Genomic DNA, 24580 nt, shown 5'->3' on the forward strand with positions numbered 1-24580 from the left:
CCGGAACCGTCCGACCTATGGGTGTATCAGCCGCGTATCGAAAGATTTTTGCCAACTACCCGCATAGATCGGCCGGTTGAGCGGGATGACATATTCATGTCACGCCGCTGTAATCGATCCCCGCGACGTGACTGACGGTTTCGAACGCGATTGCCCATTTTTCGGGCTATCACGCCTCACATCGGCACAGCAGTGATCCTGCTAGGGAGATCGAATGAAACTGTCCAGACTCACGGCGACGATGGGTGCGTTCGTCGTCGGTGCCGTCCTCGCCCTCACCGGGGCCGGCACAGCCCAGGCCACCGAGAACAGCGCGGGCCCCGCCTATGTGGCGCTGGGCGACTCCTACTCATCCGGCGTCGGCGCGGGCGGCTACGACGGCGCCAGCGGCAGCTGCAAGCGCAGCACCAAGGCGTACCCCGCGCTCTGGGCCGCCTCGCACGCCCCCTCGAGCTTCAACTTCACCGCCTGCTCCGGCGCCAAGACCGGCGATGTGCTGAACAACCAGCTCGGCCCGCTGAACTCCGGCACCGGCCTCGTCTCCATCTCCATCGGCGGCAATGACGCGGGCTTCGCCGACATCATGACCACCTGCGTGCTGCAGTCCGAGTCCACCTGCATCAACGCGGTGAACAGCGCCAAGAGCTTCGTCCAGAACACCCTGCCCGGCAAGCTGGACCAGGTCTACAACGCCATCAGCGCCAAGGCCCCCTCCGCGCATGTCGTCGTCCTCGGCTACCCGCGGTTCTACAAGCTGGGCGGCTCCTGCGTCGTGGGCCTCAGCGAGGCCGAGCGCTCCGCGATCAACAGCGGCGCCGATGCCCTCAACTCCGTCACCGCCAAGCGCGCCGCGGACCACGGCTTCAGCTTCGGCGACGTCACCACGACCTTCACCGGGCACGAGATCTGCTCCGGCAGCGCCTGGCTGAATAGCGTCACCATCCCCATCGACGAGTCCTACCACCCCACCGCCGCCGGCCAGTCCGGTGGCTACCTCCCGGTCTTCAGCTCAGCCGCCTGATCCGGGCGCGCCACCACTCGCAGGGGAGGAGGCCCCGTCCGCCGGGGCCTCCTCGCGGGTCGTCCGCCTCAACCGGGTAATTCGGGCTGAATGGACCTCAGCCGAGCGTGGTTGCCGCCCCCCTCAGCACCAATCCGCACCCCAGGGCGAGGACGACGGCGGCGGTTCCGACGGGCGAGGCGCGGCGCACCGCCCCCAGCAGCCGGTCGATCCGGCCCCCGGACCCCTTGCGCGCCGCCAGCCGCTCCGTGGCCCGCACGCCCAGGCGCACCGCGGCGAACCCGGCCAGCGTGAGCGTCAGCGCCAGCCCGAGCCCGTACGCCACCACCAGGACGAAGCCGAACCACGCCTGGCCCAGCGCGGCCGCGCCGACGAGCACGATGACGGCGGAGGGGCTGGGGACCATGCCCCCGGCGAAGCCGAGCAGCAGCGTGCCGCGCAGGGTGGGGCGCACCTCGTGGGTGTGGGTGTGACCGTCGCCGTGGTCGTGGGTGTGGGCGTGGGCGTGGGCGTGGTCGTGTGTATGCGCATGGCCGTGTTCGTGGTCGTGGCCGTGCTGGTGGGCGTGCATGTGCCGACGGCGGCGCAGCGCCTTGCGGAGCAGACCCGCCCCGGCCACCGCCACCAGCACACCGCTCGCGATGCCCAGCCACGAGATCACCGAGGGGGCGGCCGCCGAACCCGCCGTGACCAGCAGCCCCAGCGCGAACACCCCCAAGGTGTGGGTGACCGTCACCGACGCGCCCAGCGCCAGTACGTCGCGCAGCGCGCTGCGCCCGCCCGCCGCGGCGGCGGCCGCCATCATCGTCTTGCCGTGGCCGGGGGCCAGGGCGTGCATCGCGCCCAGCAGAACGGCCGTGGCGAAGGCGGTAAGGGCGAAGCCGAAGGTGATGTCATGGCGCGCCACCATCGAGGTGAGCGCCTGCGTCCACCGGTCCACTCCGCGCGGCAGCACCGACGAGCCCACCGCGTCGTCCCGGTCGGACTCCGCCGCGCTCGCGAGCGCGGGGCCGCCCGCCGTGACCTTCAGCGCGGCCGACCGCTGGTCGGGCGGCGAGGAGAGCTGCCCCGCCGGGTAGCGGACCAGCCGGTGGGAGGCGGAGGTCTCGGGGACGTCGGCATCGGTGAGCGTCATACGGTCGCCCCGCGCCGTCACCTCCCGCCAGCCGGGGCCCGTACCGATGTCGCGCGGGCGATACGCGACCGTGGCCCGTTCGCCGTGACCCAGCGCGGCCCTGAGGCGGCACTCCACCCGCAGCGTCGGCAGCCCGGCCTGGCCGGGGCGCTGACGGGCCTGCGCGCGCCCGGCGCGTACGGGCACCTCGCGCCCGTCGACCGTCAGCCGCGCCCCCTCCGCCGCGCTCGCGCACCGCCGCGCCGCCCACGCGCCCAACTCCCGCCCGGACAGCACGTCGTCGCCGTCGCGGTCGATCTCCGGCTTCGCCTGGGCGGCGGGGATCTCGGCGAGGTCCTCGACATGGTCGACCCGCAGCGTCCCGGGGGTGACCACGAGCCCGTCGTAACGGTTGACGGTGAAGTTCCCGAGCGGATGCGCCTCGGCACTCCCCGCAGGCAACACCACGATCCCAACGGCCCCCACCAGCACCCCAACGCCCGCCAACCACCGACGCGTGCGCCGCCCGGCGAGCCGCCATCGGCTGCGCTGCCCGGGACTCTCGGTTTCATCGGCGGGGTTTCGGCGGCCGGGCCCCGGGAGCTTGTCGTCCCCGGTCGGAGAAGGGGCCGCGAGCCGCCAACGGGTGCCCTGCCCAGGGTTCCGGGTCTCGCCGCCGCGGCTTCGGCGGCGGAGCCCCGGGCCGGGGGCCGGGGGCTGGTTCCCGGGGCGGGGAGGGGTGGGGTGGGGAATCGTCATCGGGCCGCCTCCAGCTCCTTCAGTGCCGCCTTCGCCGCCCTCGCGCCCGTGGGGGAGAAGCCCGGGTTGAGGTCGAGCGCGGCCTTCAGGTGGCGGCGCGCCGATCCGTCGTCGCCGAGGGACTTCTCGATGACGCCCCGGTGGTAGAGGAACGCCGCGTTGCGGTAGCCCGGCTCGGCGGCGCGCTCGGCGTACTCCAGGGCCTCCTCGTCCTTGCCGTTGCGGTGCAGGGCCCACGCCAGCGCGTCGGCGGTGTGCACGGTCCGGCGCCGGTCCCACTCGGCGCGGGCCGCCTTCAGCGCCTCCTTCACATCGCCGTGGTCGGCCGCGACCAGCGCGCTGTCCAGGTCGGTCGCCACCCCGTTGGCCCGTGCGAGCGCGATCCAGGTGTCGACCACCGAGTACTGCCCGCGCGCCTTGGAGTGGTCGCCCCGCGCCTCGTACGCCTCGCCCAGCGCCGCGAGCTCGGCGGGCAGCGGATAGCGCCGTACGACCGCCTCCAGATCGCGGATCCCCGCCTTCTGGCGGCCGTCCGCGACCGATGTGCGGCCCCGGCCCTCCAGCGCCGGGAGATAGCCGGGAACGGCGCGCAACGCGGTGCCGTACGCGCGCCGCGCCGTGTCGTACGAGCCCTGGTTCCAGGCCAGTTGGCCGAGCGCCGTCGAGACGTAGGCGATATCGCTGGGAGAGGTGGCGGAGTCCCGGGCGCGCAGCAGCACCCGGCGCGCCCCGGCCGGGTCGCCGCGCAGTTCGTGGACGTAGGCGAGGCGGGTGAAGACGGGGATGCCGGGGCGCAGGGAGTCGGCCTTCTCGGCGGCCGTGTACGCGTCCTTGTAGCGGCCCAGTTCGACGAGGGCGTCCACCCGGACGGCCAGCGCCCCCTGGCTGTAGGAGTTCACCTTCAGGGCCTTGTCGGCGTCGCGCAGCGCGCCCCGGAAGTCATGGCGGGCGGCGGCGAGCGAGGCGCGCCCGGCGAGCGCCACGTCGTTGTCGCGCGGCTCGAGGGACAGGGACCGGGCGAACGCCTTGCCCGCCTGCGGATAGCGGGTGGGATCTCCGCTGGTCCTGGCCTGTTCGACATAGGCCGAGCCGAGGCCGGCCCAGCTCTCCGCGTCCTTCGGCTCGGCGCGCAGATGGGTCTGCATCGCGTCGATCTGCCGGGCGAGGCCGTCGCCGCTGAGCTGCTCGTACCGCGCGGCGGCCGGGTGCACCGCGCGGGCGGCGTCCTGGCCGCCGGACCCGCCCGGCCCGTCCGAGGCGTCGATCACGATCGAGGCGGCGGTCAGCCCCGCCGCGAGCGCGAACACCACGGCCGCGGTCCGGGCCGTAGGGGGGAGGGATGGCCGAAGAGCCATGGCGACAGCTGCCTTTCGCTGAGCTACGAACGCGCGGAACGGACGGACGGAAGGGACAAACGGGTGAGGAGGAGCCTGGGCGCGGCCGCCGCGCGGGTTTCGGCGGGGCCGCGCCCGGTGGTACGGGCCCGGTGGCACCCGCGGTTCAGTGCCGGCGCACGCGCGGAGCCCGACGGCGCGACCGCATCCAGAGGAATCCGAGGCCCAGCAGCAGCACGGCCCCGCCACCGGCCGCCGCGGACCCGGCCAGCATCATGTTGTCGTCGGAGGAGGAGCCGACGCCCGAGCCGCCGTTCAGCAGCGACTGCCCGGCGCTCTTCGAGACGGCCTTGGCGTCCGAGCCGGAGCTGGGCAGCGCCAGATACGGGAAGGAGCCGCCGAACTTCTGGTCGTTCTCGTCCACCGCGTCGCCCAGGTCGTTCTTCTTGCCGAGCAGCTCGCCCTCCATGGCCTGGAGCGCGATGTCCAGGACGTCGTCGGAGAGCCTGCGGCCGTTGGGGAAGCCCGCGTTGTCACCGTCCAGCACGCCCAGCCGCTTGGGGCTGCCGTTGGGTTCTATGGACGTGTTGAGCCGGAGCTCCTCGGCGGGGCGGACGTTCGGCGGCTGGTTGAGCTTGGGCACACCGGTGAGGAACGCCTGCACCAGGTCGTCGCGCGGGGTGTCCGGCGCCTTGATCTTGTAGATCTGCTCGACCAGCTTGGGGAGTTCGGGGTCCTGGACGAACTTCAGGAACTGCCCGTCGTCCCACGGCGAGGAGGCGTTGAACTTGTCCTTGTCCTTGCGCGGGATGACCACCTCGTTGACCAGCGGGCTGCCGAGCCGGGAGACCTGGGTCCAGTCGCCGTCGGCGGTCTGGCGGTGGGTGGTGGCCCAGACGCCGATCACCGGCTGGTCCTTGGACTCGGTCAGCGCCGACGTCGGCACCTGGAGGGCCATCGACTGGACGTTGTAGCCCTTGAGGGTGTCATTGCCGACCTCGGACATGTCACCGCCGTACAGCAGGTCGAAGACGCGCAGATCGAGGAAGAACGGGTCGTCGGCCTGACCGGCGAAGGCGGTCGAGCCCCCGCTGTAGCCGATCTTCCGCACCGACTGGTCGCGGAGCTTTTGGTAGTCGGGCATGGACGCCTTGCCGACGTTCGACGGCGCGACCGGCAGATCGCTGCCCAGCTTGGCGCGGGCGACGGCCTTCTGGTGCTTCAGCTTGATGACTTCGAGGTCGTAGGTCTGGGTGAAGTTGAGGGTCGCGTCCTCGAGCGAGTTCACCGGCCCGGTGTTGTAGAGGAACGTGTCGCCGTTCTTGAGGTGGTCCTTGAAGGTCCACCGGAAGAGCAGATCGCCCTGGCCGTCGCCGTTGTTGTCGACGTGCAGGTCGTAGCGGGCGTCATGGGCGAACTTGTAGAAGTTGGGGCCGCCCGCGGGGTCCTGGAACGGCAGCACATTGACGACCATGGTGGTCGTGTCCGGCTTGTCCGGGCTGACGAACGCGTAGACGTCCGTGGCGTCGTACTGCGGCTGACCGGAGATCAGCGGCGCCTCGCGGTGGCTCGAAGCCTGCGCCGTCCCGGGCTGCAGTACGGCCACCCCGGCGGCCGTGAGCCCGCCGGCGGCCAGTGCGCAGCTGACCAGCGCGGCCAAGCTCTTGGTGATTGCGGTCATCCTGTAGGTCCTTCGCACGCTTGTCGGAGCAGTCCTTCATGCGGCTATTCGGACCCGGCGAACGGATGGATTGGTCGGCCCGGGAATTTGTTTGCGCGTGATAGGTATCGTCAACACCCTTGACGCGGTGGTGAATCCGGAACCTGGGATGCGTGGGTGACGGCTCGGGGAGGTAGGGTTACTCTGCCCGGGGCGGGTGCCCTCGTACGGGTGGGGAGTGTCATGGAGCAGATAACGGTACGGAGCAGGCCACGAGTGCCTGCGATCAACTGCGGAAGCGGTGCGTCCAGTGCGCGCCTCGAGCGCCATCTCGCGGTGATGGGCGGCCCTGCCGTCCCGCAGCGGGAGGCGGAGAGCGCGGCGGTGCTGATGCAGGAGCTGACCGCGCGCGATCACGCGCGCGCGAAGAACAGCCGGGGTGCGCGGGTGTCGCTGTTCGCGCCGCTGCGCCGGCTGCGCCGTTCACTGTTCGGCAACCACGGCTGACCCGGCCGGCCCGTAGGCGTCTTCGTCGTCATCCCGGGCAGGCACGGGGTCAACCGGTTCGCTCCAGCCGGTGAGTCCGTGCTGTGATCCACCCCACGCCGCTGTCGCCGTGGGATGCCGACGAGAGGCCACGACCGGCCGCCATGGCCGCTGTGCGGCCGTGGCCGAGGGGCGCGCCCGACGGCGGGCGCGCCCGGTTCCAGAGGCAGCTCGGATGCGGAGCCCGCTCGGTTGTGAGGGACGCGGGCTGAGAGCGGGCGGGCCCGGAGAAGGCAAGCCCAGGGCAAGCGAGCCCACGGAAGACAGGCCCCGAGCGGGCGGGCCCGGAGAAGACGGGACCAGCCCGGGCAGGACCAGGCCGGGCGGGCCCCGGGCGGGTAGCCGGGCTCAGAGCAGGGCGAACTGCCCCTCCGGGCCCTCCTCGTGGTGGTCCAGTACGGACGCCGGGCGCCGGGCCGCGCCGGGCACCGGCAGCACCCCCGCCCCCCGTAGCTCCGCCGAGTCGATCAGCGCGCCGTCCGCCACCCGGTCGGCGAGGGCCCGCAGCTCCGGGCGCAGCTCGGCGAGCAGCGCCAGCACGGTGATCAGCTCCAGCAGCTCCGAGGTCCACGCGGACGGCCAGCCCGCCGGGCCGATCGCCTCCAGCGTCCCCGGCTCCCGCGGGGCGGTGCGCTGCTCGAACCAGGTCTCCAGCACCCGTACCCCGCCCGCCTGGAAGTCCCACGCGGCCTGAGGGACGGGGGAGATACGGCCCTCGCCCAGCAGCAGGGCCTCCTCGTCCGGGTCGTAGTCCAGGGAGCCCGGCAGTCCGCTCGACGGAAGCGCGGCGCGGACATAGGGGCGCCGGCCACCCGGCATGCGCGGGCGTTCACCACTGTGCGCCCCGCGCGTATGCAGCCACAGCGCACGGCGGCCCAGCTCCACGCCCGCTTCCCACAGCTCCGGGTCGGCGGTCAGGGGTACGGCGCACGGCGCGCCGCGCGCCGTGGCGGCGGTCCACGCCAGGAAGTCCTCGGCGGTCACCGGGTGGCCGAGCCGCGTGGTGAGGTGGTCCAGCAGCCCGGGTGCGAGATTGGGCTCCTGTCCGCCGGGGCGGCGGTAGAGCGGACGGATCCGGCCGGGGCGGCCCGCGGGGGAGTGGCCGTCCGGCAGCGCCGCGGAGAAGGTGAGCACCGGGTCCGGGTCCGGTCCGGCGGCCTCGATGACATGGATCTGCCGGTCGTCGGCCACCCGCCACAGCTCGGGGCGGGCGGCGTCGATCAGCCGGTGATCCGGTATCAGCCACTGCTGGTCGAAGGGTCCGTGCGCGATCCGCACCGGCTCGGGACACGGCCCGTCCTCGCGCGCCAGCCGGACGGTGGAGGTGGCCTGGCCGGGCAACTGCGGTACGGAGCTGTGCAACGTACGGGCGCGGGTCGGCCGGAACAGCGCGGCCCGCGCCGCCTCGTCCTCGGCCCGGGTCAGCCGCTCCCAGCGCGCCCCGAGCGAGGGCGCGTCCGGTGCCATGGCCCAGGCCCGCCCGAGCCGCAGCGGCCCCACGGCCCACGGCATCAGGTCCCCCAGCGGTGGCGCCTCACGTTCTCCCACGCCCGGCATGGTATCGATGCGGCCCTGTCCTTCCAGGGGGCTGCCCGACGTCGTCGTCCGCCGCCGCTCGGTGGCTCCGGTCGCCGTGGCCACGGCACACCTGGGACTGTGCGGCCCGGCTGGGGTTCCCCTCCCCGCCCCTTCCCGAAACTGGGGCTCCGCCCCAGGCCCCGGGCCGGGGCTCCGCATCTTTCCGCGGCATCGATATGCGGCTCGGCCGCCCGGCGGGGCTCGGCCGCCCGGCGGGGCTCCGCCACCCGGCAGGGCTCCGCCACCCGGCGGGGCTCCGCCACCCGGCAGGGCTCCGCCACCCGGCAGGGCTCCGCCACCCGGCAGGGCTCCGCCACCCGGCAGGGCTCCGCCACCCGGCAGGGCTCCGCCACCCGGCAGGGCTCCGCCCCGGACCCGGGGGTCCAGGGGCGGAGCCCCTGGTAGCGGGAAGGGGCGGGGAGGGGACAGCCCGCCGCAGGCGCCAAGACCCCGCCGGACCCCCGCTAGTCCGCCTCCACCGTGACCGAGAACGAGAAGCGGTCGCCCCGGTAGTGGATGCGGGCCACGTCCACCACGCGGCCGCTCTCGTCGTAGGTCACCCCCGTGTAGTGCAGGATCGGGCTGAGCAGCGGGACCTGGAGCAGCCGGGAGGTCTCGGGGTCGGCGAGGCGGGCCTCCACCGTGTCCGTGATCCGGCTGATCCGCACTCCCACCGCGTCCCGCAGCACCTTGGTCATCGGCCAGCGGGTGAGGTCCGCGAGGTCGATGCGGTCGGCCAGCTCGGGGCGGACCAGGTTCTCCGCCCAGTTGGTGGGCTCGCCGCTGTGGCCGTCCCGGCGCAGCCGGCGGTAGGCGGTCGCCTCGTCCAGGTCGGGGAAGTACTCCGCGAGCGCCGCCGGCACCGGCGCCGGGCCGTGCTCCAGCACCGTCGTCCGCTCACCCGACTGCTGGGCCACGATCGCGTCCACCGACCCCAGCAGCCGCACCGGCGCGGCCCGCCGCGCGCTCGGCTCGATGAAGGTGCCGCGGCGCCGGTGGCGGCTGATCAGCCCCTCGGTCTCCAGCTCCTTGAGCGCCTGCCGCATGGTGAGCACGCTGACCCCGTAGTGCTCGGCGAGCCGGTCCTCGGTCGGCAGCCGCAGCGGATCGTGCGGGGCCCGCCCGAGTATCGAGGCCCGCAGCGACTGCGAGACCTGGTACCACAGCGGCAACTTGCGGTTGAGGGCGAGGGAGTCGGGGGCGAAGGTGGTCACTCGGTCTCCGGTCAACGGCGGCAACGGCGGCGTTCAGGGGCGGAAATGGCGTTCCAGACCCTGCCATACGTCGTCATAGCGCCCCTGGAGGTGGTCCGCCTCCAGCGCCTGCCGGGTGGCCGTGACCGGCCAGCGCGTCTCGAACATGAAGGCCAGCCCGTCGTCCAGCTTGTGCGGCACCAGCTCGGCCGCGCTCGCCCGCAGATAGGTCTCGTGGTCCGGGCCGTGCGCGGACATCATGTTGTGCAGCGAGCCACCGCCGGGTACGAAGCCCCCGGCGCCGCCGGTCTTCGCGTCGTACGCGCCCTCGATCAGCCCCATGTACTCGCTCATCACATTGCGGTGGAAGTACGGCGGCCGGAAGGTGTCCTCCCCGACCAGCCAGCGCGGGGCGAAGACGACGAAGTCCACGCCCGCGAGCCCGGGGGTGTCGGAGGGCGAGGTGAGCACCGTGAAGATGGACGGGTCCGGGTGGTCGTAGCTGATGGTGCCGAGCACGTTGAAGCGGCGCAGGTCGTACACGTACGGCACATGGGTGCCGTGCCAGGCGACCACGTCCAGCGGCGAGTGGTCGTAGGTGGCGGCCCACAGATGGCCGCAGAACTTGTTGACCACCCGCACCGGGCGCTCCACGTCCTCGTACGCGGCGACCGGGGCGAGGAAGTCCCGGGGGTTCGCCAGCCCGTTGGCGCCGATCGGGCCGAGGTCGGGGAGGGTGAAGGGGCGGCCGTAGTTCTCGCACACATAGCCGCGCACGGACGGCTCCAGCGGCTCCACCCGGAACCGCACCCCGCGCGGGATCAGCGCCACATGCCCCGGCTCGGCGCGCAGCAGGCCGAACTCGGTGTGCAGCAGCAGCCCGCCCCGCTCGGGGACGATCAGCAGCTCGCCGTCCGCGTCGCTGAACACCCGGTCGGTCATGGGCGCGTTGGCGGCGTAGAGGTGGATGGCCATTCCCGCGCGCTGGGTGGCGTCGCCGTTGCCGCCCAGCGTCCACAGCCCGGCCAGGAAGTCGGTGCCCTCCGGCGGGTCCGGCAGCGGGTCCCAGCGCAGTCGGTTGGGGTCGGGCGCGGCCTCGGTGAAGGGCGCCGCGCGCAGCGCGCCGCTGTCGATGCGGGTGAACGGCGGATGCGCGGCGGAGGGCCGGATCCGGTACAGCCAGGAGCGCCGGTTGGTGGCGCGCGGCTCGGTGAACGCGCTGCCGCTCAACTGCTCCGCGTAGAGCCCGAACGGTGCGCGCTGGGGGGAGTTGCGGCCGATGGGCAGTGCGCCGGGCACGGCCTCGCTGCTGTGCTCATTGCCGAAACCGGAGGCGTAGACCAGCTCTTCGGCCGTCTTGCGCGCCCGCTCGATCCCCTGGTCGTGTCCTCGCTGATCGCCGTGCTGATCGCCGTGCTGGATCCCCGTGCCGTCGCCCATCGCGCGCTCCCACCGCTCCGCCGCACACCACTGGTTCTCACTTGATTCCTCTGTCAGACGATAGGAATCGAAACCCGGGCTCGTCAATGATCGGGCAGGATGGTGGCGTGCCCATACCGCCCCTCCGCCGCCATCCGGTCCAGCGCCGCAGCGCCGAGCGCCTCGGCCGGATCCTCGACGCGTGTGCCGAACTCCTCGACGAGATCAGTTACGAAGAGCTGAGCACCCGGGCCGTCGCCGAGCGCGCCAACGTGCCCATCGGCTCGGTCTACCGCTTCTTCTCCAACAAGCGGGCGATGGCCGAGGCCCTGGCCCACCGCAATCTGGACGAGTACGCCGCGCGGATCACCCGGCGGCTGGCCGCCTCGGACGCGGCCTCCGGCTCCGGGCCGGACGGGGGCGGCGGCTGGCGGGAGGCGATGGACGTCGTCGTGGACGAGTATCTGGCGATGAAGCGCGGGGCGCCGGGCTTCGCGCTCATCGAGTTCGGGCATCCCGTCCCGGCCACCGCGCCGCCGGAGCAGCCCAACCATCTGGTCGCCGACCGGCTGCGGACGCTGCTCGCCGACCGGCTGGGGACGGGCGGGGACGAGGCGACCGAGGAGCGGCTGCGGGTGGCCTTCCTGCTCGCGGTCGAGGCGGCGGACGCGCTGCTGCGGCTGGCGTTCCGGGTGGACCCGGAGGGCGACCCGGCGATCGTGGCGGAGACGAAGGAGCTGCTGCGGGCTTATCTGGCCCGGGTCCTGGACTGATCCGGGGTCCACTGCGAGGTCCGGTCGACCGGGGGGTCCGGCCGACCGGGAGTTCCCGTCGATCGGGAGGTCCGGTCGATCGGGAGTTCCCGTCGATCCCTCCCCGGCATGCCTACCAGTCGGTATGGTGAGCGGGTCCGGCGCGTCATCGCGGCCTCGCCGCCGTCCCTGGGAGAGACCGATGAGCACTGCCCCGCGTATCTGCCCGCTCTGCGAGGCCACCTGCGGGCTGACCCTCACCATCGACGAGGGGAGGGTGACCGGGGCGCGCGGCGATCGCGAGGACGTCTTCAGCCGCGGCTTCATCTGCCCCAAGGGCGCCGCGTTCGGGCAGCTCGACGCCGACCCCGACCGGCTGCGGCGCCCCCTCGTCCGCCGTGCCGGGCGCCTCGTGGAGACCGGCTGGGACGAGGCGTTCGCCGCCGTTGAGGAGGGGCTGGCCCCTCGCTTGCGGGAGCACGGGCCGCAGTCCGTGGGGGTCGTGCTCGGCAACCCCAATGTGCATACCGTGGCCGGCGGGCTCTATCCGCCGCTGCTGCTCGGCGCGCTGCGCACCCGTAACGTCTTCAGCGCCAGCACCCTCGACCAGATGCCCAAGCACGTCTCCAGCGGGCTGCTGTACGGCGACGCCAACGCGCTTCCGGTGCCCGATCTGGACCGTACGGACCATCTGCTGATGCTCGGCGCCAACCCGCTGGACTCCAACGGCAGTCTGTGCACCGCCCCCGACTTCCCCGGGCGGCTGCGGGCGCTGCGGCGGCGCGGTGGCCGGCTGGTGGTGGTCGACCCCCGGCGCACCCGTACCGCCGCGCTGGCCGACCGCCATGTGGCGATCCGGCCCGGCACCGACGCCCTGCTGCTCTTCGCCATGGTGCAGGTGCTGTTCGCCGAGGACCTGGTGGCCCCGGGCCCGCTCGCGGAGCACATCAGCGGGGTGGCGGAGGTGCGGCGGCTGGCCGCGGACTTCCCGCCGGAGGCGGTGGCCGAGGCGTGCGATGTGCCCGCCGAGGAGATCCGCGCCCTCACCCGCGAGCTGGCCGCCGCGTCCCAGGGCGTGGTGTACGGGCGGGTGGGCTCCACCACCGTCGAGTTCGGCACCCTCACGAGCTGGCTGGTCGATGTGGTCAACGTGCTCATCGGGCAGTTGGACCGGCCCGGCGGCATGATGTTCCCGCTCGCCGCGACCGGCCGCCGGGAGCGCCCGGCGCGGCCCGGGAAGGGGTTCGCGCTCGGCCGCTGGCACAGCCGGGTCAGCGGATACCCCGAGGCCAAGGGCGAACTGCCCGCCGTCGCGCTGGCCGAGGAGATCGAGACCCCGGGCGAGGGGCGGATACGGGCGGTGCTGGCGCTCGCGGCCAACCCCGTGCTCTCCGCGCCGGACGGCGACCGCCTGGACCGGGCGCTGGCCGGGCTCGACTTCATGGTCAGCGTCGATCCGTACCTCAACGAGACCTCGCGCCACGCCCATGTGGTGCTGCCCCCGCCGCCGCCCAGCCGCAGCCCCCACTTCGACTACGCCTTCAACGGCCTGGCCGTGCGCAACCAGGTCCGCTACACCCGCCCGGCGATCCCGCTGGAGGCGGACCGGCCGAGCGAGAGCGCCATCCTGGCGCGGCTGGTGCTGTGCGTGAGCGGGAACGGCGGCGCCGACCCGGAGACGGTGGACGCGATGGCGATCCAGGGGACCCTCGGCAAGGAGGTCGCCGACCCGTCCTCCCCGGTGCACGGACGCGAGCCCGGCGAGCTGGCCGCGCTGCTGACCGGGGTGGACGGCCCCGAGCGCCGGCTGGACATGATGCTGCGACTGGGCCCGTACGGCGACGGCTTCGGCGCCGACCCCGGCGGGCTGAGCCTGGCGAAGCTGCTCGCCCATCCGCACGGCATCGACCTGGGCCCGCTGCGGCCGCGCCTGCCAGGGCTGCTGAAGACCCGCAGCGGCACGGTGGAGCTGTGCCCGGAGCCGCTGGCCGCCGATGTGGAGCGGCTGCGCCGATCGCTGGCCGACCGGCCCTCGGGGCTGCTGCTGGTCGGCCGCCGCCATCTGCGCTCCAACAACAGCTGGATGCACAACGTCCCGGCCCTGATGGGCGGCAGCAACCGCTGCACGCTCCAGGTGCACCCCGAGGACGCCACCCGGCTGGGCCTTACGGACGGCGGTCTGGCCCGGGTCAAGGGCGAGGGCGGGGAGCTGGAGGTGCCGGTCGAGGTGACGGACGCGGTACGGGCCGGAGTGGTGAGCCTGCCGCACGGCTGGGGCCACTCCCGCCCCGGCGTCCGGCTCTCCGTGGCCGGGGCCCGTCCCGGGGTCAATGTCAACCAGCTCTTCGACGGCTCACGGCTGGATCCGCTCTCGGGGACGGCGGTGCTCAATGGCCACCCGGTGCGCGTATCACCCTCGCTACGGCACTGACCTGGGGTTTTGCGCTTATTGCTCACGCGTCAAGACCTTGTTAACGGAAAGTTGCGGCACCTAACGTCGCCTCGACCGCCAAATCTGGGGGAGTTCAAAGGCGAACGTGAGGTAGCCAACTATGCTGACCATCCTCGGCTTCGTCATGATCGCGACATTCCTTGTCCTGATCATGATGAAGAAGATGTCCCCGATGGGTGCCCTGGTGCTCATCCCCGCGCTGTTCTGTGTGCTTGTCGGGAAGGGGGCGCACCTCGGGGACTACGTCCTCAAGGGCGTCGGCGATCTGGCACCCACGGCCGCCATGCTGATGTTCGCGATCATCTACTTCGGGGTGATGATCGACGTCGGCCTCTTCGACCCGATCGTCCGGCTCATCCTGCGGTTCTGCAAGGCGGACCCGATGCGGGTGGTGGTCGGCACCGCGATCCTCGCGGCGATCGTCTCGCTCGACGGCGACGGCTCCACCACCTTCATGATCACCGTGTCGGCCATGGTGCCGCTCTACCGGCGGCTGAAGATGAGCCTCGTGGTGATGACCGGTGTCGCGGCCATGGCCAACGGCGTGATGAACACACTGCCCTGGGGCGGCCCGACCGCCCGCGCCGCCGCCGCGCTCAAGGTCGACGCCAGCGACATCTTCGTGCCGATGATCCCGGCCCTCGCGGTCGGTCTGCTCTTCGTGATCGCCCTCTCCTACGGCCTGGGTCTGCGGGAGCGCAAGCGCCTTGGCGTGCTGACGCTGGACGAGGTCACCGCGGGCGACCCCGAGCAGGTGCTGGTCGGCGCGGGCTCCGGCGGCAAGGGGGCCAAGGGCCGTAAGGGCGGCAAGGCCGTGCTGACCGGCGGCGGCGCGGGCTCCGGCACCGACGCGGAGGCCCAGTCCTCGGACGGCTCCGGCTCCTCGGACGGCGCTGGCTCCTCGGACGCCTCCGACGAGGACGCCGACGAGTTCAAGGGGCTCGACCCCCACCGCGCCACCCTGCGCCCCAAGCTCTACTGGTTCAACGCGGCCCTGACCGTCGCGCTGCTCGCCCTGATGGTGACCGAGACCATGCCGATCCCGGTCCTCTTCCTGCTCGCCGCCGCCGTCGCGCTCACCGTCAACTTCCCGAACATGAACGACCAGAAGGCGCGGGTGGCCGCGCACGCCGAGAACGTCGTCAACGTCTCCGGAATGGTCTTCGCCGCGGCCGTCTTCACCGGCGTCCTCACCGGCACCGGCATGGTCGAGCACATGGCCCGCTGGCTGGTCGACGGCGTCCCCGAGGGCATGGGCCCGCACATGGCCATCGTCACCGGTGTGCTGTCCCTCCCGCTCACCTACTTCATGTCCAACGACGGCTTCTACTTCGGCATCGTGCCGATCCTCGCCGAGGCCGGGGCCGCGCACGGGGTCTCCGCGCTGGAGATCGCCCGCGCCTCGCTCGTCGGACAGGCCCTGCACATGTCGAGCCCGCTGGTCCCCGCCGTCTACGTGCTCGTCGGCATGGCGAAGGTCGAATTCGGCGACCACACCCGGTTCACCGTGAAATGGGCGGCGCTCACCTCGCTGGTGGTGCTCGCCGCGGGTCTCGCGTTCGGCATCATCTGACCCGTGAAGATCTCGGAGCCCGGTAGGGGCTGGCTGCTGCGCCTGGTCATCGCCTTCTCGTTCACCCAGGGGGCGGTGAGCATGGCGCGGCCGGCCGTCTCCTACCGGGCGCTGGCGCTCGGTGCCGACGCCCGCGCCATCGGTGTGATCGCCGGTATCTACGCCCTGCTGCCGCTGTTCGCCGCCGTACCCCTCGGGCGGCGCACCGACCACGGGCGGTGCGCCCCGCTGCTGCCCATCGGGGTCGCCCTCATCGCCACCGGCTGTGCGTTCAGCGGCACGGCCGGATCGCTGCCCGCGATGGCCGCGTGGAGCGGGGTGATGGGCCTCGGCCATCTGGCGTTCGTCATCGGCGCCCAGTCCATCGTGGCCCGCCAGAGCGCGCCCGAGGACCAGGACCGCAACTTCGGCCACTTCACCATCGGCGCCTCGCTCGGCCAGCTCATCGGGCCCATCGCGGCCGGTCTGGTGGTCTCCGAACACGACGGGGCGATGGGCCGCACCAGCGCCGCCGCGCTGTTCGTCGCCGCCGCCCTCGCGGCCTTCTCCGTCACCTCGCTGTGGCGCATCGAGCGCCGCCCGGACGGAACGGCGGCCGGGCCCGCCAAGGAGGCACCGGCCCACAAGGTCTCGGTACGGTCCATCCTGACCACCCGAGGGGTCGCCTCCGGCATCTTCATCAGCCTCGCGGTGCTCTCCGCCACCGACATCCTCACCGCCTATCTGCCGGTCGTCGGCGAACAGCGCGGCATCTCGCCCGCGGTCGTCGGTGTGCTGCTCAGCCTGCGCGCCGCCGCCACCGTGGCCTGCCGGCTCGCCATGACCCCGATGATCCGGCTGATGGGCCGCACCGTGCTGATGGCCGTGAGCTGTCTGGGGGCCGCGCTGCTGTGCGCGGGCATCGCCCTGCCGGTGCCCGCCTGGGCGCTCGGGCTGCTGCTGGCCGGGCTCGGCTTCTGCCTCGGCGTCGGGCAGCCGCTGTCGATGACGACCGTCGTCCAGGCGGCCCCCGAGGGGGCGCGCAGCACGGCCCTCGCGCTGCGGCTCACCGGCAACCGGCTCGGCCAGGTGGCCGCGCCCGCCTCCGCCGGTGTGCTGGCGGGGCTCGCGGGCACCGCCGCCCCCTTCGTCATGCTGGGCGGACTGCTCCTGATATCGGCGGCGACAGCCGTCCGGCCGCTGCGCGGTCGCCCGGCCGCGGATCCCGACGAGGACCGGCCGGTGCCGGAGAAGCGGCCTGCCAAGGGGCGTACGGAGGAGTCGTCGTCGGCCTCGCGGGGCACGGGGCGGCCACCCCGGTGAGCACGGGGCGGCCACCCCGGTGAGCCGACCGCGAGACGGTCTCAGGGCCGCTCGCCGTCGACCATGGCCAGCCACGCCCTGGCGGCGTCCCCGAACGGTTCGGCGCGCCCGTCGACCGCGTCCATCAGCCACCGCCCCGCCGCCTCGGCCTCCGCTATGACGTCCGCCGGATAGCCGTACCGCACCTGGTGCTCGGCGAACTCGTCCTCGTCGTCCATCAGGGTCGAGCCGTCCGTCCGCTTGCGGATCACATCGAGGTCCAGGTCCACCATCGTGACCTCGTGGGAGGAGAGCCACTCGGCAGGCGTGGCGATGTCGCAGTAGATCTCGGTCTCCCGCGGCGGGGCGTTGAACGCCGCGGTCCACCACGCGCCGCGCGGGATGAGGATCACATGCGCGCAGGCGATCGGCACCATCGGACCGTACCCCTTGCGCATGACGGCGCCGCCCGGCAGCCCCAGCCAGACGCCGTGGTCGTCCTCGCCCAGCCTGCGCATCCGCAGGTTCCAGTGCAGAGTGCCGTCGTACTTGCGGTAGTTGACGGATACGAGATCGGGCATGAGCCGATCCTATGCGGTGGCCGGAGGGGCGTGCCGCCTACCATCAGTGCAATGGACACCCCCGTATCGCCGTGGAAGGACCGCGCGGGACCGCAGGACAGACCGGTGCCGGATGCGGGGAGCGAGGACTTCCTCCACCACCGTGAGCTGCTCTTCTCCATCGTCTACAACATGCTCGGCACGGTCGCCGACACCGAGGACGTGGTGCAGGAGACCTGGCTGTCCTGGGCGTCGGTCCAGGACAAGGAGATCGCCAACCCCCGGGCCTATCTGGTGCGGATCGCCGTCAACCACGCGCTCAGCCAGATGCGCCGGGCCCGCCGCAGCCGGGAGAGCTATATCGGTCCCTGGCTGCCCGAGCCCGTGCTGACCGGACCGGACACCCCCGACACCGCGATCCGCACCGAATCGGTGTCCCTGGCGATGCTGGTGGTCCTGGAGACCCTCACCCCCCTGCAGCGCGCGGTGTTCGTGCTGCGCGAGGCGTTCGCGTACGACCACGCGGAGATCGCCGCGATCCTGGGCCGCAGCCCGGCCGCCGTCCGCCAGCTCGCCCACCGCGCCAAGGAGCGCGTCGAGGCCCGCCGGCCGCGCTACGACCTCGACCGCTCCACCCAGCGCATCGTCACCGAGCGGTTCCTCGACGCGGCCATCGGCGGTGACCTCGACGCCCTGATGGACGTCCTGGCCCCGGAAGTGGTCATGTGGAGCGACGGCGGGGGCAAGCGCCGCGCCGCCCTCCGGGTGATCGAGGGCCGGGAGAAGGTGGCCCGCCTGGTGGCCGCCGTCAGCGCTCAACTGCCCACCTTCCACGCGCGCCCGGTGCAGATCAACGGGGGCCCCGGGGTGGTCCTGTTCATCGGCGGAACGCTGTACGCGGCCGCGGTGTTCGACCCCGCGCCCGACGGTGAGCGGGTGCGCGGCATCTACGGCCTGATCAACCCCGACAAGCTCGGGCGACTCGCCGAGTCCGTCCACCCCCCGGCTGGAAGACTGGCCCGATGACAGAGCTGAACGGGGAACCGGCGGGCATCCGCGAGCTGACGGCGCTGGCCATGACCAACTACGGCCACTTCACCACCATGCGGGTGGAGGACGGTCGGGTACGCGGGCTGTCCCTCCATCTGGACCGGCTGGTACGGGACTGCGGTGTGCTGTTCGGCACCGACCCGGACCGCGACCGGATCCGCGAACTGGCCCGGCGCGCGGTCGCGGACACCGCGGGGCCGCTCACCGTCCGGGTGACCGTGTACGACCCCGACCTCGGTCTCGAGCGGCCCGGGGCCGAGGCCACGCCGCGGATCCTGGTCACCACCCGGCCCGCCGCGGCCCCTTCGCTGCCGCCGCTGAGCGTGCGCACCGCACCGCACCACCGCGACCTGCCGGAGGTCAAACACGTCGGGCTGTTCGGCCTGTTGCGGCTGCGCCGCCTGGCCCAGCTCGACGGCTACGACGATGTGCTGCTGACGGACGAGCGGGGCGCGGTGTCCGAGGGCGCGACCTGGAACGTGGGGTTCTTCGACGGCGCTCGCCTGCTGTGGCCGGACGCCGCGTGCCTGCCCGGCGTCACCCAGGAACTGCTCCGCCGCGGCCACGGCGGACCGCAGCACACCGAGCGGATCGACCGCGAGCGGCTCGGTGAACTGCGTGCGGCCTTCGCCCTCAACGCGGGGGTGGGCGTACGGCCGATCCGGTCGATCGACGGGGTGGAGTTCGACCCGGAGCACCCCGTCCTGGACGCCCTGCGCGAGGAGTACGCCACGACGGAAGCGGAACCGCTGTAGGACGGCCCGCATGAGGGGGCGCCCGGCGGATCGCGCCGCCTGCGGCGGCCTGCTCCCCTCCCCGCCCCTTCCCAAAACCGGGGCTCCGCCCCAGACCCCGGTGCGGGGCTCCGCCCCAGACCCCGGTGCGGGGCTCCGTCCCAGGCTCCGGTGCGGGGCTCCGACCCGGGGCCTGGGCTTCGCCCCTTCCCGCAGCATTGATATGCGGCTCCGCCGCGTGGCAGGGCTTCGCCCAGACCCGAGGCCGGGCCTCGCCCCTTCCCGCAGCATCGATGTGCGGCTCCGCCGCGTGGCGGGGGTCCGCCTCGGACCCCGGGGTCCAGGGGCGGAGCCCCTGGTATCGGGAAGGGGCGGGGAGGGGAAAGACCCACCGGACGCCCCGTAGACGACCTGCGTGAGACGGCCGTGTGGGGCGACCGTGAGAGGGCTGCCGTGAGAGGGCTGCCGTGCGGCCGCCCGGCGTAAGGGGCCGCATGCGGCGGGTCCGCCGCCCGGGTGGTGGGCGGCGGACCCGTGAGCGGCCATGCGTGGTGGGTCGGTCAGCCGGTGAGGGCCCGGTCGCCGTCGTGGCGGGGCGCCGGCGCCGAGGGCTCCTCGCGCAGGCCGTACCGGCTGTGCAGCCGCCGCAGCGGCGCCGGCGCCCACCACGTGGCGCGCCCGCCCAGCCGCATCGCGGCGGGCAGCACGGCCCCGCGGATGAGCGTCGCGTCCATCAGCACGGCCAGCGGCAGCCCGACCCCGTACGCCTTCACCAGCGAGATGCCGGAGACGGTGAACGCCAGGAAGACCACCGAGATCGCCACCGCCGCCGCCGTCACGATCCGCCCGGTGCGCTCCAGCCCCTGGGCGACGGCGGCCGTCGGCGAGCCGGTCAGCTCGTACTCCTCGCGCATCCGGGACAGCAGGAAGACCTGGTAGTCCATCGCGAGCCCGAAGGCGAGGCCGAAGAGCATCACCGGGATCGTGGCGGCGATGTTGCCGGTCGGGGTGAAGTCGCCGAACAACCCCGCGAGATGGCCGTCCTGGAAGACCCACACCAGCGCGCCGAAGGTGGCCGTCAGGCTCAGCGCGCTGAGCACCAGCGCGAGGAACGGCAGCATGACGCTTCCGGTCACCAGGAACAGCAGCACCAGCATGGTCAGCAGCACGGTGCCCAGGGCGTACGGAAGCCACTTCTCCAGCGCCGCGGCGGCGTCGTGGTTGGTGGCCGCGGCCCCGCCCACCAGCGCCTCGAACGGCGCCTTCTGCGAGCGGATCTCGCCGACCAGCCGGTCCGCGTCGTCCGCGCTGGCCGTCTCCGGCACCACGGAGAAGTAGACGGCGTCACCCGAGGCGAAGCGCGCGTACCGCTGGTCGGGCGGGGCGGCCCGGCGGCCCTCCGCGTAGCCGCCGGTGACGGTGCGCACCGCCGCCACGTGCGGCAACCGCGACAGTTGCTTCGCGTACGCGCCGACGGCCGCCCGGTCGGAGCCCCCCTCGGGCGCCACGACCTGGAGCGCGTTCTGCTCGCTGCTGTCGAACTCGGCGCGCACGGTGTCGGCCACCTGACGTGCCGACGAGGACGCGGGCATCACCCGCTCGTCCGGCATGCCGAGGTTGATGCCGAGGAACGGCGCGCCGAGCAGCAGCAGGAACGCGGTCACGATGGTCACGATCGGCACCGGGCGCCGCATCACGGTGGTGGCCAGCCGGTGCCAGAAGCCGCTCTCCACACTCCGGGCGGCGGCCTCGGAACCCGCCCCACCGGCCGTCGCACCGGCCGCCGCGGTCCGCCGCCTGCGGAACACCCGCCCCTTCTCGATCCGGTCGCCGAGCAGGGCGAGCAGCGCCGGCAGCACGATGAGCGAGGACGCGCCGGACAGCAGCGCCGTGAGCGCCCCCGCATAGCCCATGGACCGCACCGCCTGGAGCGGGAACCAGGCCATGGCCAGGGACGAGACGGCCACGGTCAGCGCCGAGAAGGTCACGGTGCGCCCGGCGGAGGTCAGCGTCGCCCGGATGGCGTCCTGCGGGGCGAGCCCCGACCGCAGCTCCTCGCGGTAGCGGCTGACCATCAGCAGGCTGTAGTCGATGGCCAGGCCCAGACCGAGCAGGGTCACCACGCTCGCCGCGAGCGAGCCGACCGTCGTGACGCTCGCCAGGATCCACGTCAGACCCATCGTCAGCATCATCGCCACCAGGGCGACGGCCAGCGGCAGCGCCGCGGCCACCGCGCTGCCGAAGATGAACACCAGCGCGACCAGGGTGATCGGGATGGCGACCGTCTCGCCGGTGGTGGCGTCCTTCTGGCCCTGCTCCAGCAGCTCCCGCTGGAACTTCGTATAGCCGCCGAACGTCACCTCCAGCCCGTCCCGCGAGCCCTCATAGCGGTCCGCCAGTTCGGCGACGCGCTTCTGCGACGTGGTGTCGTCCCCGGTGACCGTGCCCATGATCAGGGCTTTGTGACCGCTCTTGCCGCGAAGCTGCGGGGCCTTCCCGGTGGTCCAGTAGGAGCTGACGTTCGCCACTCCGGGTTCCTTGCCCAGCTTCCGGGTGAGCTCGGTGCCCGCCGCCGTCACGGACGGGTCGTCCACCCGCCCCTCCGACGTCACCAGCAGCGTGAGATTGGGCAGTCCCTGCCCGAACCTCTTGTCCAGCGCGGTGATCGCCCGCGATGACTCCGACTTCGGGTCGTCGAAACCGCCCGCCGTCAGCTTGTCGAACAACGTCGTACTCGCCACCCCGCCGACCACGGCGAGCAGCAGGCCGACGACCAACACCGCCAGGCGCTTCCGCACGACGAAACCGGCCAGTCTGTCCAGCATTCCCTCTTCCTTCCTCAAACGCACCGCGTCTGGAATCCCGTCATGGCATCCCAGACGCCGAGCCCCTCCCGGATGTGACATCCCCGGGCCGCGTGGCTCACCGAACGGCTGTCAGAACCCCGGAGTCGTCGGGGACCTCGGCCGGGCCCCGGTTCCAGGCCCACGGCGAGCGGCCCTCCTCGCGGACCTTGCGGTACAGCAGCACGCAGTAGGTGGCGTCGATGGTCCAGACGGACAGGAAGAGGAAGATGAACAGGTGGTGGCCCGGGTACATCACCAGCACCGTCCAGCCCGCGAAGAACGATCCGATGCCCTTGGCGAGCGCCACGTACATCGACTGTCCGAGCGAGGAGCCGCGGCGGTTCAGCATGAAGATGAAGGACAGGCTCAGGAACACGTTCAGCCCGGTGCCGGTGTAGATGCCGGTGGCGTCCTTGAGCTCATAGGTCGTCATGATGTGGAAGACCGCGGACCAGCCGATGACGCCGAAGACCATCCACCGGAAGGCCCGCCGGCTCATGCCGGGATAGTCCTTCCAGCCGTAGGCCAGCGTCTGCCGGAGGATGAAGCAGTCGACCAGGAACCAGCTCAGATTGATCGGGCGTTGCACATCGGCCTGGTCCAGGACGAGGGAGAGGGTGAACTCCCAGGCGAGGTTGACCTCGACCACGAAGACGGGAATCCCCACCCGCTTGTCCAGTTTGGCGCGGTAGATGGCGAGTCCGTACGCCACCAGCCAGCCCGATGCGCACGGGCCCATCAGGATCCAGAACAGCCAACTCGGCCGGTCCGCCTCCGGGAGCGTCACCGGGGCGACGTTCGGGAGGTCGATGAGAGCGGGCGGGAACCACACGGCTAATTACCCCTCGTTCACGGTGGATGCGGTCGTCTCGATGCGTTGCGTCATGTGACGCGGGTGCTGGTCAGGCGGTCAGGCGGTCAGGTGGTCAGGTCCACTGGCCGGTGCCGTAGGTGTCGCTGTTGCCCAGCAGCTGTTCGCGCAGCTCCCCCCGGCGCACCTTCCAGGTGGCGGTGCGCGGCAGCTCGTCCCAGGGCACGAGCCGGGGCTTGTCCATCTCGGGCAGGCCACGGCAGGCCCGGTCCCACTCCTGGGGGTCCAGGACGTCGTCGCGCATGCACAGCACCGGGATCGGCAGCTGCCCGGGGACCCCGAGCACGATCACCTCGGAGGCCCGGTCCAGCCGGTCGAGCAGGGTGGACTCCAGCTCGATGCTGCTCATCCCGGGGATCATGTCGACCTCGCGGTCGATCAGCCGGATGCGGCCGTAGCCCGCGTACTCGCCCAGGTCGCCGGTGTTCCACCAGCGGCCCTGGTCCTTGGCGCGGTGCCGGTCGTCCTCGCCCAGATAGGTCAGACACCGCGACCTGGTCCTGACCATCAGCAGCCCCGGCTTCCCCCGGGGGCGTTTGCGGCCGGTCTCCGGGTCCACGACCTTGACCCGGACCAGGGGCGGGAACCCGACATTGGTGGCGTCGTGCGCCCGGGGCTTCCCCGGGCGGACCATGGAGCGGGTGGCCACCCCGGCGGCGATGCCCGCGATCTCCGACTGCCCCACGCCCCAGGCCCACAGCGGCAGCCGGACCCGGGAGGCGCCGAGGAACTTGCGGACCGTCCTGGGGTGCACCGCGTCGAAGGTGCTGATGAACCGCCTTACCCCGGCGAAGAGTTCGGGCCGGGTGTCGGCCAGCTCCTCCCAGTACTGGAAGACGTTCGGACATGCCTCCAGCGAGGTGGGCGGGTGCGCGGCCAGCATGCGCGCCACGTTCTCCAGACCCGGATCGGAGAGGATCACCATCTTCCGCGGCCCGCGGAACAGCGTCCCGCCTGTCCAGGACAGATTGCGGTTGTGGGCGAAGGAGATCCCGCTGGCCACCACGTCCGCCGGCCGGGAGGTCATCAGCGGGAGCCGGTAGGACTCGATGCGGAACGGCACCGCCGCGAGCGTGGTGGCGGGCGAGTGCACCACCAGCTTCGGCACGCCGGTGGTGCCCGAGGTGTGGGTGACCAGCATGGGCTCATGGCGGCCGCGGAACCGCACCGGCGGCCGGGCGCCGCCGCGCACATCGTCGATGCGCAGCGTATCCCCGGGCAGCCCGGGGCGGTCCTCGCCGACGGCCACCAGCGCCATCCCCGGCTCGTCGAGCGCGATCCCGGCGGCGGTCATCCGCTCCAGCACCGTCGTGCCCATCACCAGCACCTTCGGGGAGATCCTGGTGAGCAGGGTGCGGATATGCGCCTCCGACCGGATGGGCGCGATCATCACCGGCAGCGCCCCGAGCCGGGCGGCGGCCGCGGCGAGCAGGATGAAGTCGTAGTGGTTCTCCTTGACGATGGCGAGCCGGTCGCCGTGGCGCAGCCCCGCCCCGTGCAGCCAGCCCGCGGCGTCCTCCACCATGGCCGCCAGGGCGGGCACGTCGAAGCGGGTGCCGGAGTCCGGGGCGATGTCGAAGGGCCGGTCCAGATGCATGACCGTCGGCCTGCCCTGTTCGGCGGCCCAGTGGAACAACCGGCCGACGTTGACGGGCCGTTGAGAACGCGCCGCCATGCTCATCTCCTTGGATAGGGGTGCGTAGGGCTGGGACGGGGGGTATGGCCAGGGGGTGTCCGGCGGGTCTTTCCCCTCCCCGCCCCTTCCCGTTACCAGGGGCTCCGCCCCCGGACCCCGGACGCCCTTCGGGCGTGTCCTCAAGCTCCCCCAGCTACCGCT

General features: G+C 72.6%; 18 protein-coding genes. 8 read left to right on the plus strand and 10 right to left on the minus strand.

Features of this window, described 5'->3' with window-relative positions; translation table 11 throughout:
• The first annotated feature begins 214 nt into the window (after positions 1–214).
• Positions 215–1021 (plus strand): SGNH/GDSL hydrolase family protein, encoded by an 807-nt coding sequence (locus ACZ6TD_RS36220; RefSeq protein ID WP_471344872.1) that lies wholly within the window; start codon positions 215–217, stop codon positions 1019–1021.
• A gap of 97 nt (positions 1022–1118) precedes the next feature.
• Here the strand turns inward: ACZ6TD_RS36220 and ACZ6TD_RS36225 are convergent, their stop codons facing one another.
• The 3 genes from ACZ6TD_RS36225 to ACZ6TD_RS36235 form a co-directional block, all read right to left on the minus strand.
• The gene (locus ACZ6TD_RS36225) at positions 1119–2894 is read right to left on the minus strand and encodes a nickel transporter (RefSeq protein ID WP_471344874.1); all 1776 of its coding nucleotides are present in this window, start codon (positions 2892–2894) and stop codon (positions 1119–1121) included.
• The gene (locus ACZ6TD_RS36230; RefSeq protein ID WP_471344876.1) at positions 2891–4249 is read right to left on the minus strand and encodes a tetratricopeptide repeat protein; all 1359 of its coding nucleotides are present in this window, start codon (positions 4247–4249) and stop codon (positions 2891–2893) included. Before ACZ6TD_RS36230 ends, ACZ6TD_RS36225 begins: the two co-directional genes overlap by 4 nt.
• 145 nt (positions 4250–4394) lie before the next feature.
• The gene (locus ACZ6TD_RS36235; protein ID WP_471344877.1) at positions 4395–5909 is read right to left on the minus strand and encodes a DUF4331 domain-containing protein; all 1515 of its coding nucleotides are present in this window, start codon (positions 5907–5909) and stop codon (positions 4395–4397) included.
• A 222-nt stretch (positions 5910–6131) separates the two neighbouring features.
• Between ACZ6TD_RS36235 and ACZ6TD_RS36240 the strand changes: the two genes are divergently transcribed.
• Complete coding sequence (locus ACZ6TD_RS36240; RefSeq protein WP_256652592.1) at positions 6132–6395, plus strand: hypothetical protein; 264 nt, start codon at positions 6132–6134, stop codon at positions 6393–6395.
• A 387-nt stretch (positions 6396–6782) separates the two neighbouring features.
• Here ACZ6TD_RS36240 and ACZ6TD_RS36245 read toward each other — a convergent pair whose 3' ends face one another.
• The 3 genes from ACZ6TD_RS36245 to hmgA form a co-directional block, all read right to left on the minus strand.
• Positions 6783–7991, minus strand: coding sequence for a type ISP restriction/modification enzyme (locus ACZ6TD_RS36245; RefSeq protein WP_471358362.1), 1209 nt, complete (start codon positions 7989–7991; stop codon positions 6783–6785).
• A 485-nt stretch (positions 7992–8476) separates the two neighbouring features.
• Positions 8477–9226 (minus strand): GntR family transcriptional regulator, encoded by a 750-nt coding sequence (locus ACZ6TD_RS36250; RefSeq protein WP_471344879.1) that lies wholly within the window; start codon positions 9224–9226, stop codon positions 8477–8479.
• 33 nt (positions 9227–9259) lie between these two features.
• Positions 9260–10645 carry a homogentisate 1,2-dioxygenase gene (gene hmgA / locus ACZ6TD_RS36255; RefSeq protein WP_471344881.1) on the minus strand — a complete coding sequence of 462 codons (1386 nt, stop codon included), beginning with the start codon at positions 10643–10645 and terminating at the stop codon, positions 9260–9262.
• An 86-nt stretch (positions 10646–10731) separates the two neighbouring features.
• Here hmgA and ACZ6TD_RS36260 point away from each other — a divergent pair, with 86 nt between their 5' ends.
• The 4 genes from ACZ6TD_RS36260 to ACZ6TD_RS36275 all read left to right on the plus strand — a co-directional run bounded on the left by ACZ6TD_RS36260 (position 10732) and on the right by ACZ6TD_RS36275 (position 16703).
• Entirely contained in the window at positions 10732–11397 is a 666-nt protein-coding gene (locus ACZ6TD_RS36260) for a TetR/AcrR family transcriptional regulator (RefSeq protein ID WP_471344883.1), read from the plus strand.
• A gap of 181 nt (positions 11398–11578) precedes the next feature.
• Entirely contained in the window at positions 11579–13807 is a 2229-nt protein-coding gene (locus tag ACZ6TD_RS36265; protein ID WP_471344884.1) for a molybdopterin oxidoreductase family protein, read from the plus strand.
• Positions 13808–13928: 121 nt separating this feature from the next.
• The gene (locus ACZ6TD_RS36270) at positions 13929–15401 is read left to right on the plus strand and encodes a CitMHS family transporter (protein ID WP_471344885.1); all 1473 of its coding nucleotides are present in this window, start codon (positions 13929–13931) and stop codon (positions 15399–15401) included.
• A gap of 3 nt (positions 15402–15404) precedes the next feature.
• Positions 15405–16703, plus strand: a complete 1299-nt coding sequence (locus ACZ6TD_RS36275) for an MFS transporter (protein ID WP_471344887.1) — start codon at positions 15405–15407, stop codon at positions 16701–16703.
• A 41-nt stretch (positions 16704–16744) separates the two neighbouring features.
• Here ACZ6TD_RS36275 and ACZ6TD_RS36280 read toward each other — a convergent pair whose 3' ends face one another.
• Positions 16745–17263 (minus strand): DUF402 domain-containing protein, encoded by a 519-nt coding sequence (locus ACZ6TD_RS36280; protein WP_471344889.1) that lies wholly within the window; start codon positions 17261–17263, stop codon positions 16745–16747.
• A 51-nt stretch (positions 17264–17314) separates the two neighbouring features.
• On the opposite strand from ACZ6TD_RS36280, the gene sigJ reads away from it, so the two are divergent.
• Together sigJ and ACZ6TD_RS36290 are read left to right on the plus strand one after the other, a co-directional pair.
• Entirely contained in the window at positions 17315–18268 is a 954-nt protein-coding gene (sigJ, locus tag ACZ6TD_RS36285; RefSeq protein WP_471344890.1) for an RNA polymerase sigma factor SigJ, read from the plus strand.
• On the plus strand, positions 18265–19047 hold the full coding sequence (locus ACZ6TD_RS36290; RefSeq protein ID WP_471344892.1) for an aminotransferase class IV family protein: 783 nt from the start codon (positions 18265–18267) through the stop codon (positions 19045–19047). The genes sigJ and ACZ6TD_RS36290 overlap by 4 nt, the downstream gene beginning before the upstream one ends.
• A 539-nt stretch (positions 19048–19586) precedes the next feature.
• On the opposite strand, the gene ACZ6TD_RS36295 is transcribed toward ACZ6TD_RS36290, so the two are convergent.
• The 3 genes from ACZ6TD_RS36295 to ACZ6TD_RS36305 form a co-directional block, all read right to left on the minus strand.
• Complete coding sequence (locus ACZ6TD_RS36295) at positions 19587–21851, minus strand: MMPL family transporter (RefSeq protein ID WP_471344894.1); 2265 nt, start codon at positions 21849–21851, stop codon at positions 19587–19589.
• A 97-nt stretch (positions 21852–21948) separates the two neighbouring features.
• Positions 21949–22704, minus strand: a complete 756-nt coding sequence (locus ACZ6TD_RS36300; protein WP_470006417.1) for a transmembrane-type terpene cyclase — start codon at positions 22702–22704, stop codon at positions 21949–21951.
• 94 nt (positions 22705–22798) lie between these two features.
• The gene (locus ACZ6TD_RS36305) at positions 22799–24418 is read right to left on the minus strand and encodes a class I adenylate-forming enzyme family protein (RefSeq protein WP_471344896.1); all 1620 of its coding nucleotides are present in this window, start codon (positions 24416–24418) and stop codon (positions 22799–22801) included.
• Positions 24419–24580: the final 162 nt, after the last annotated feature.

It is taken from the genome of Streptomyces yongxingensis, from assembly GCF_055597465.1.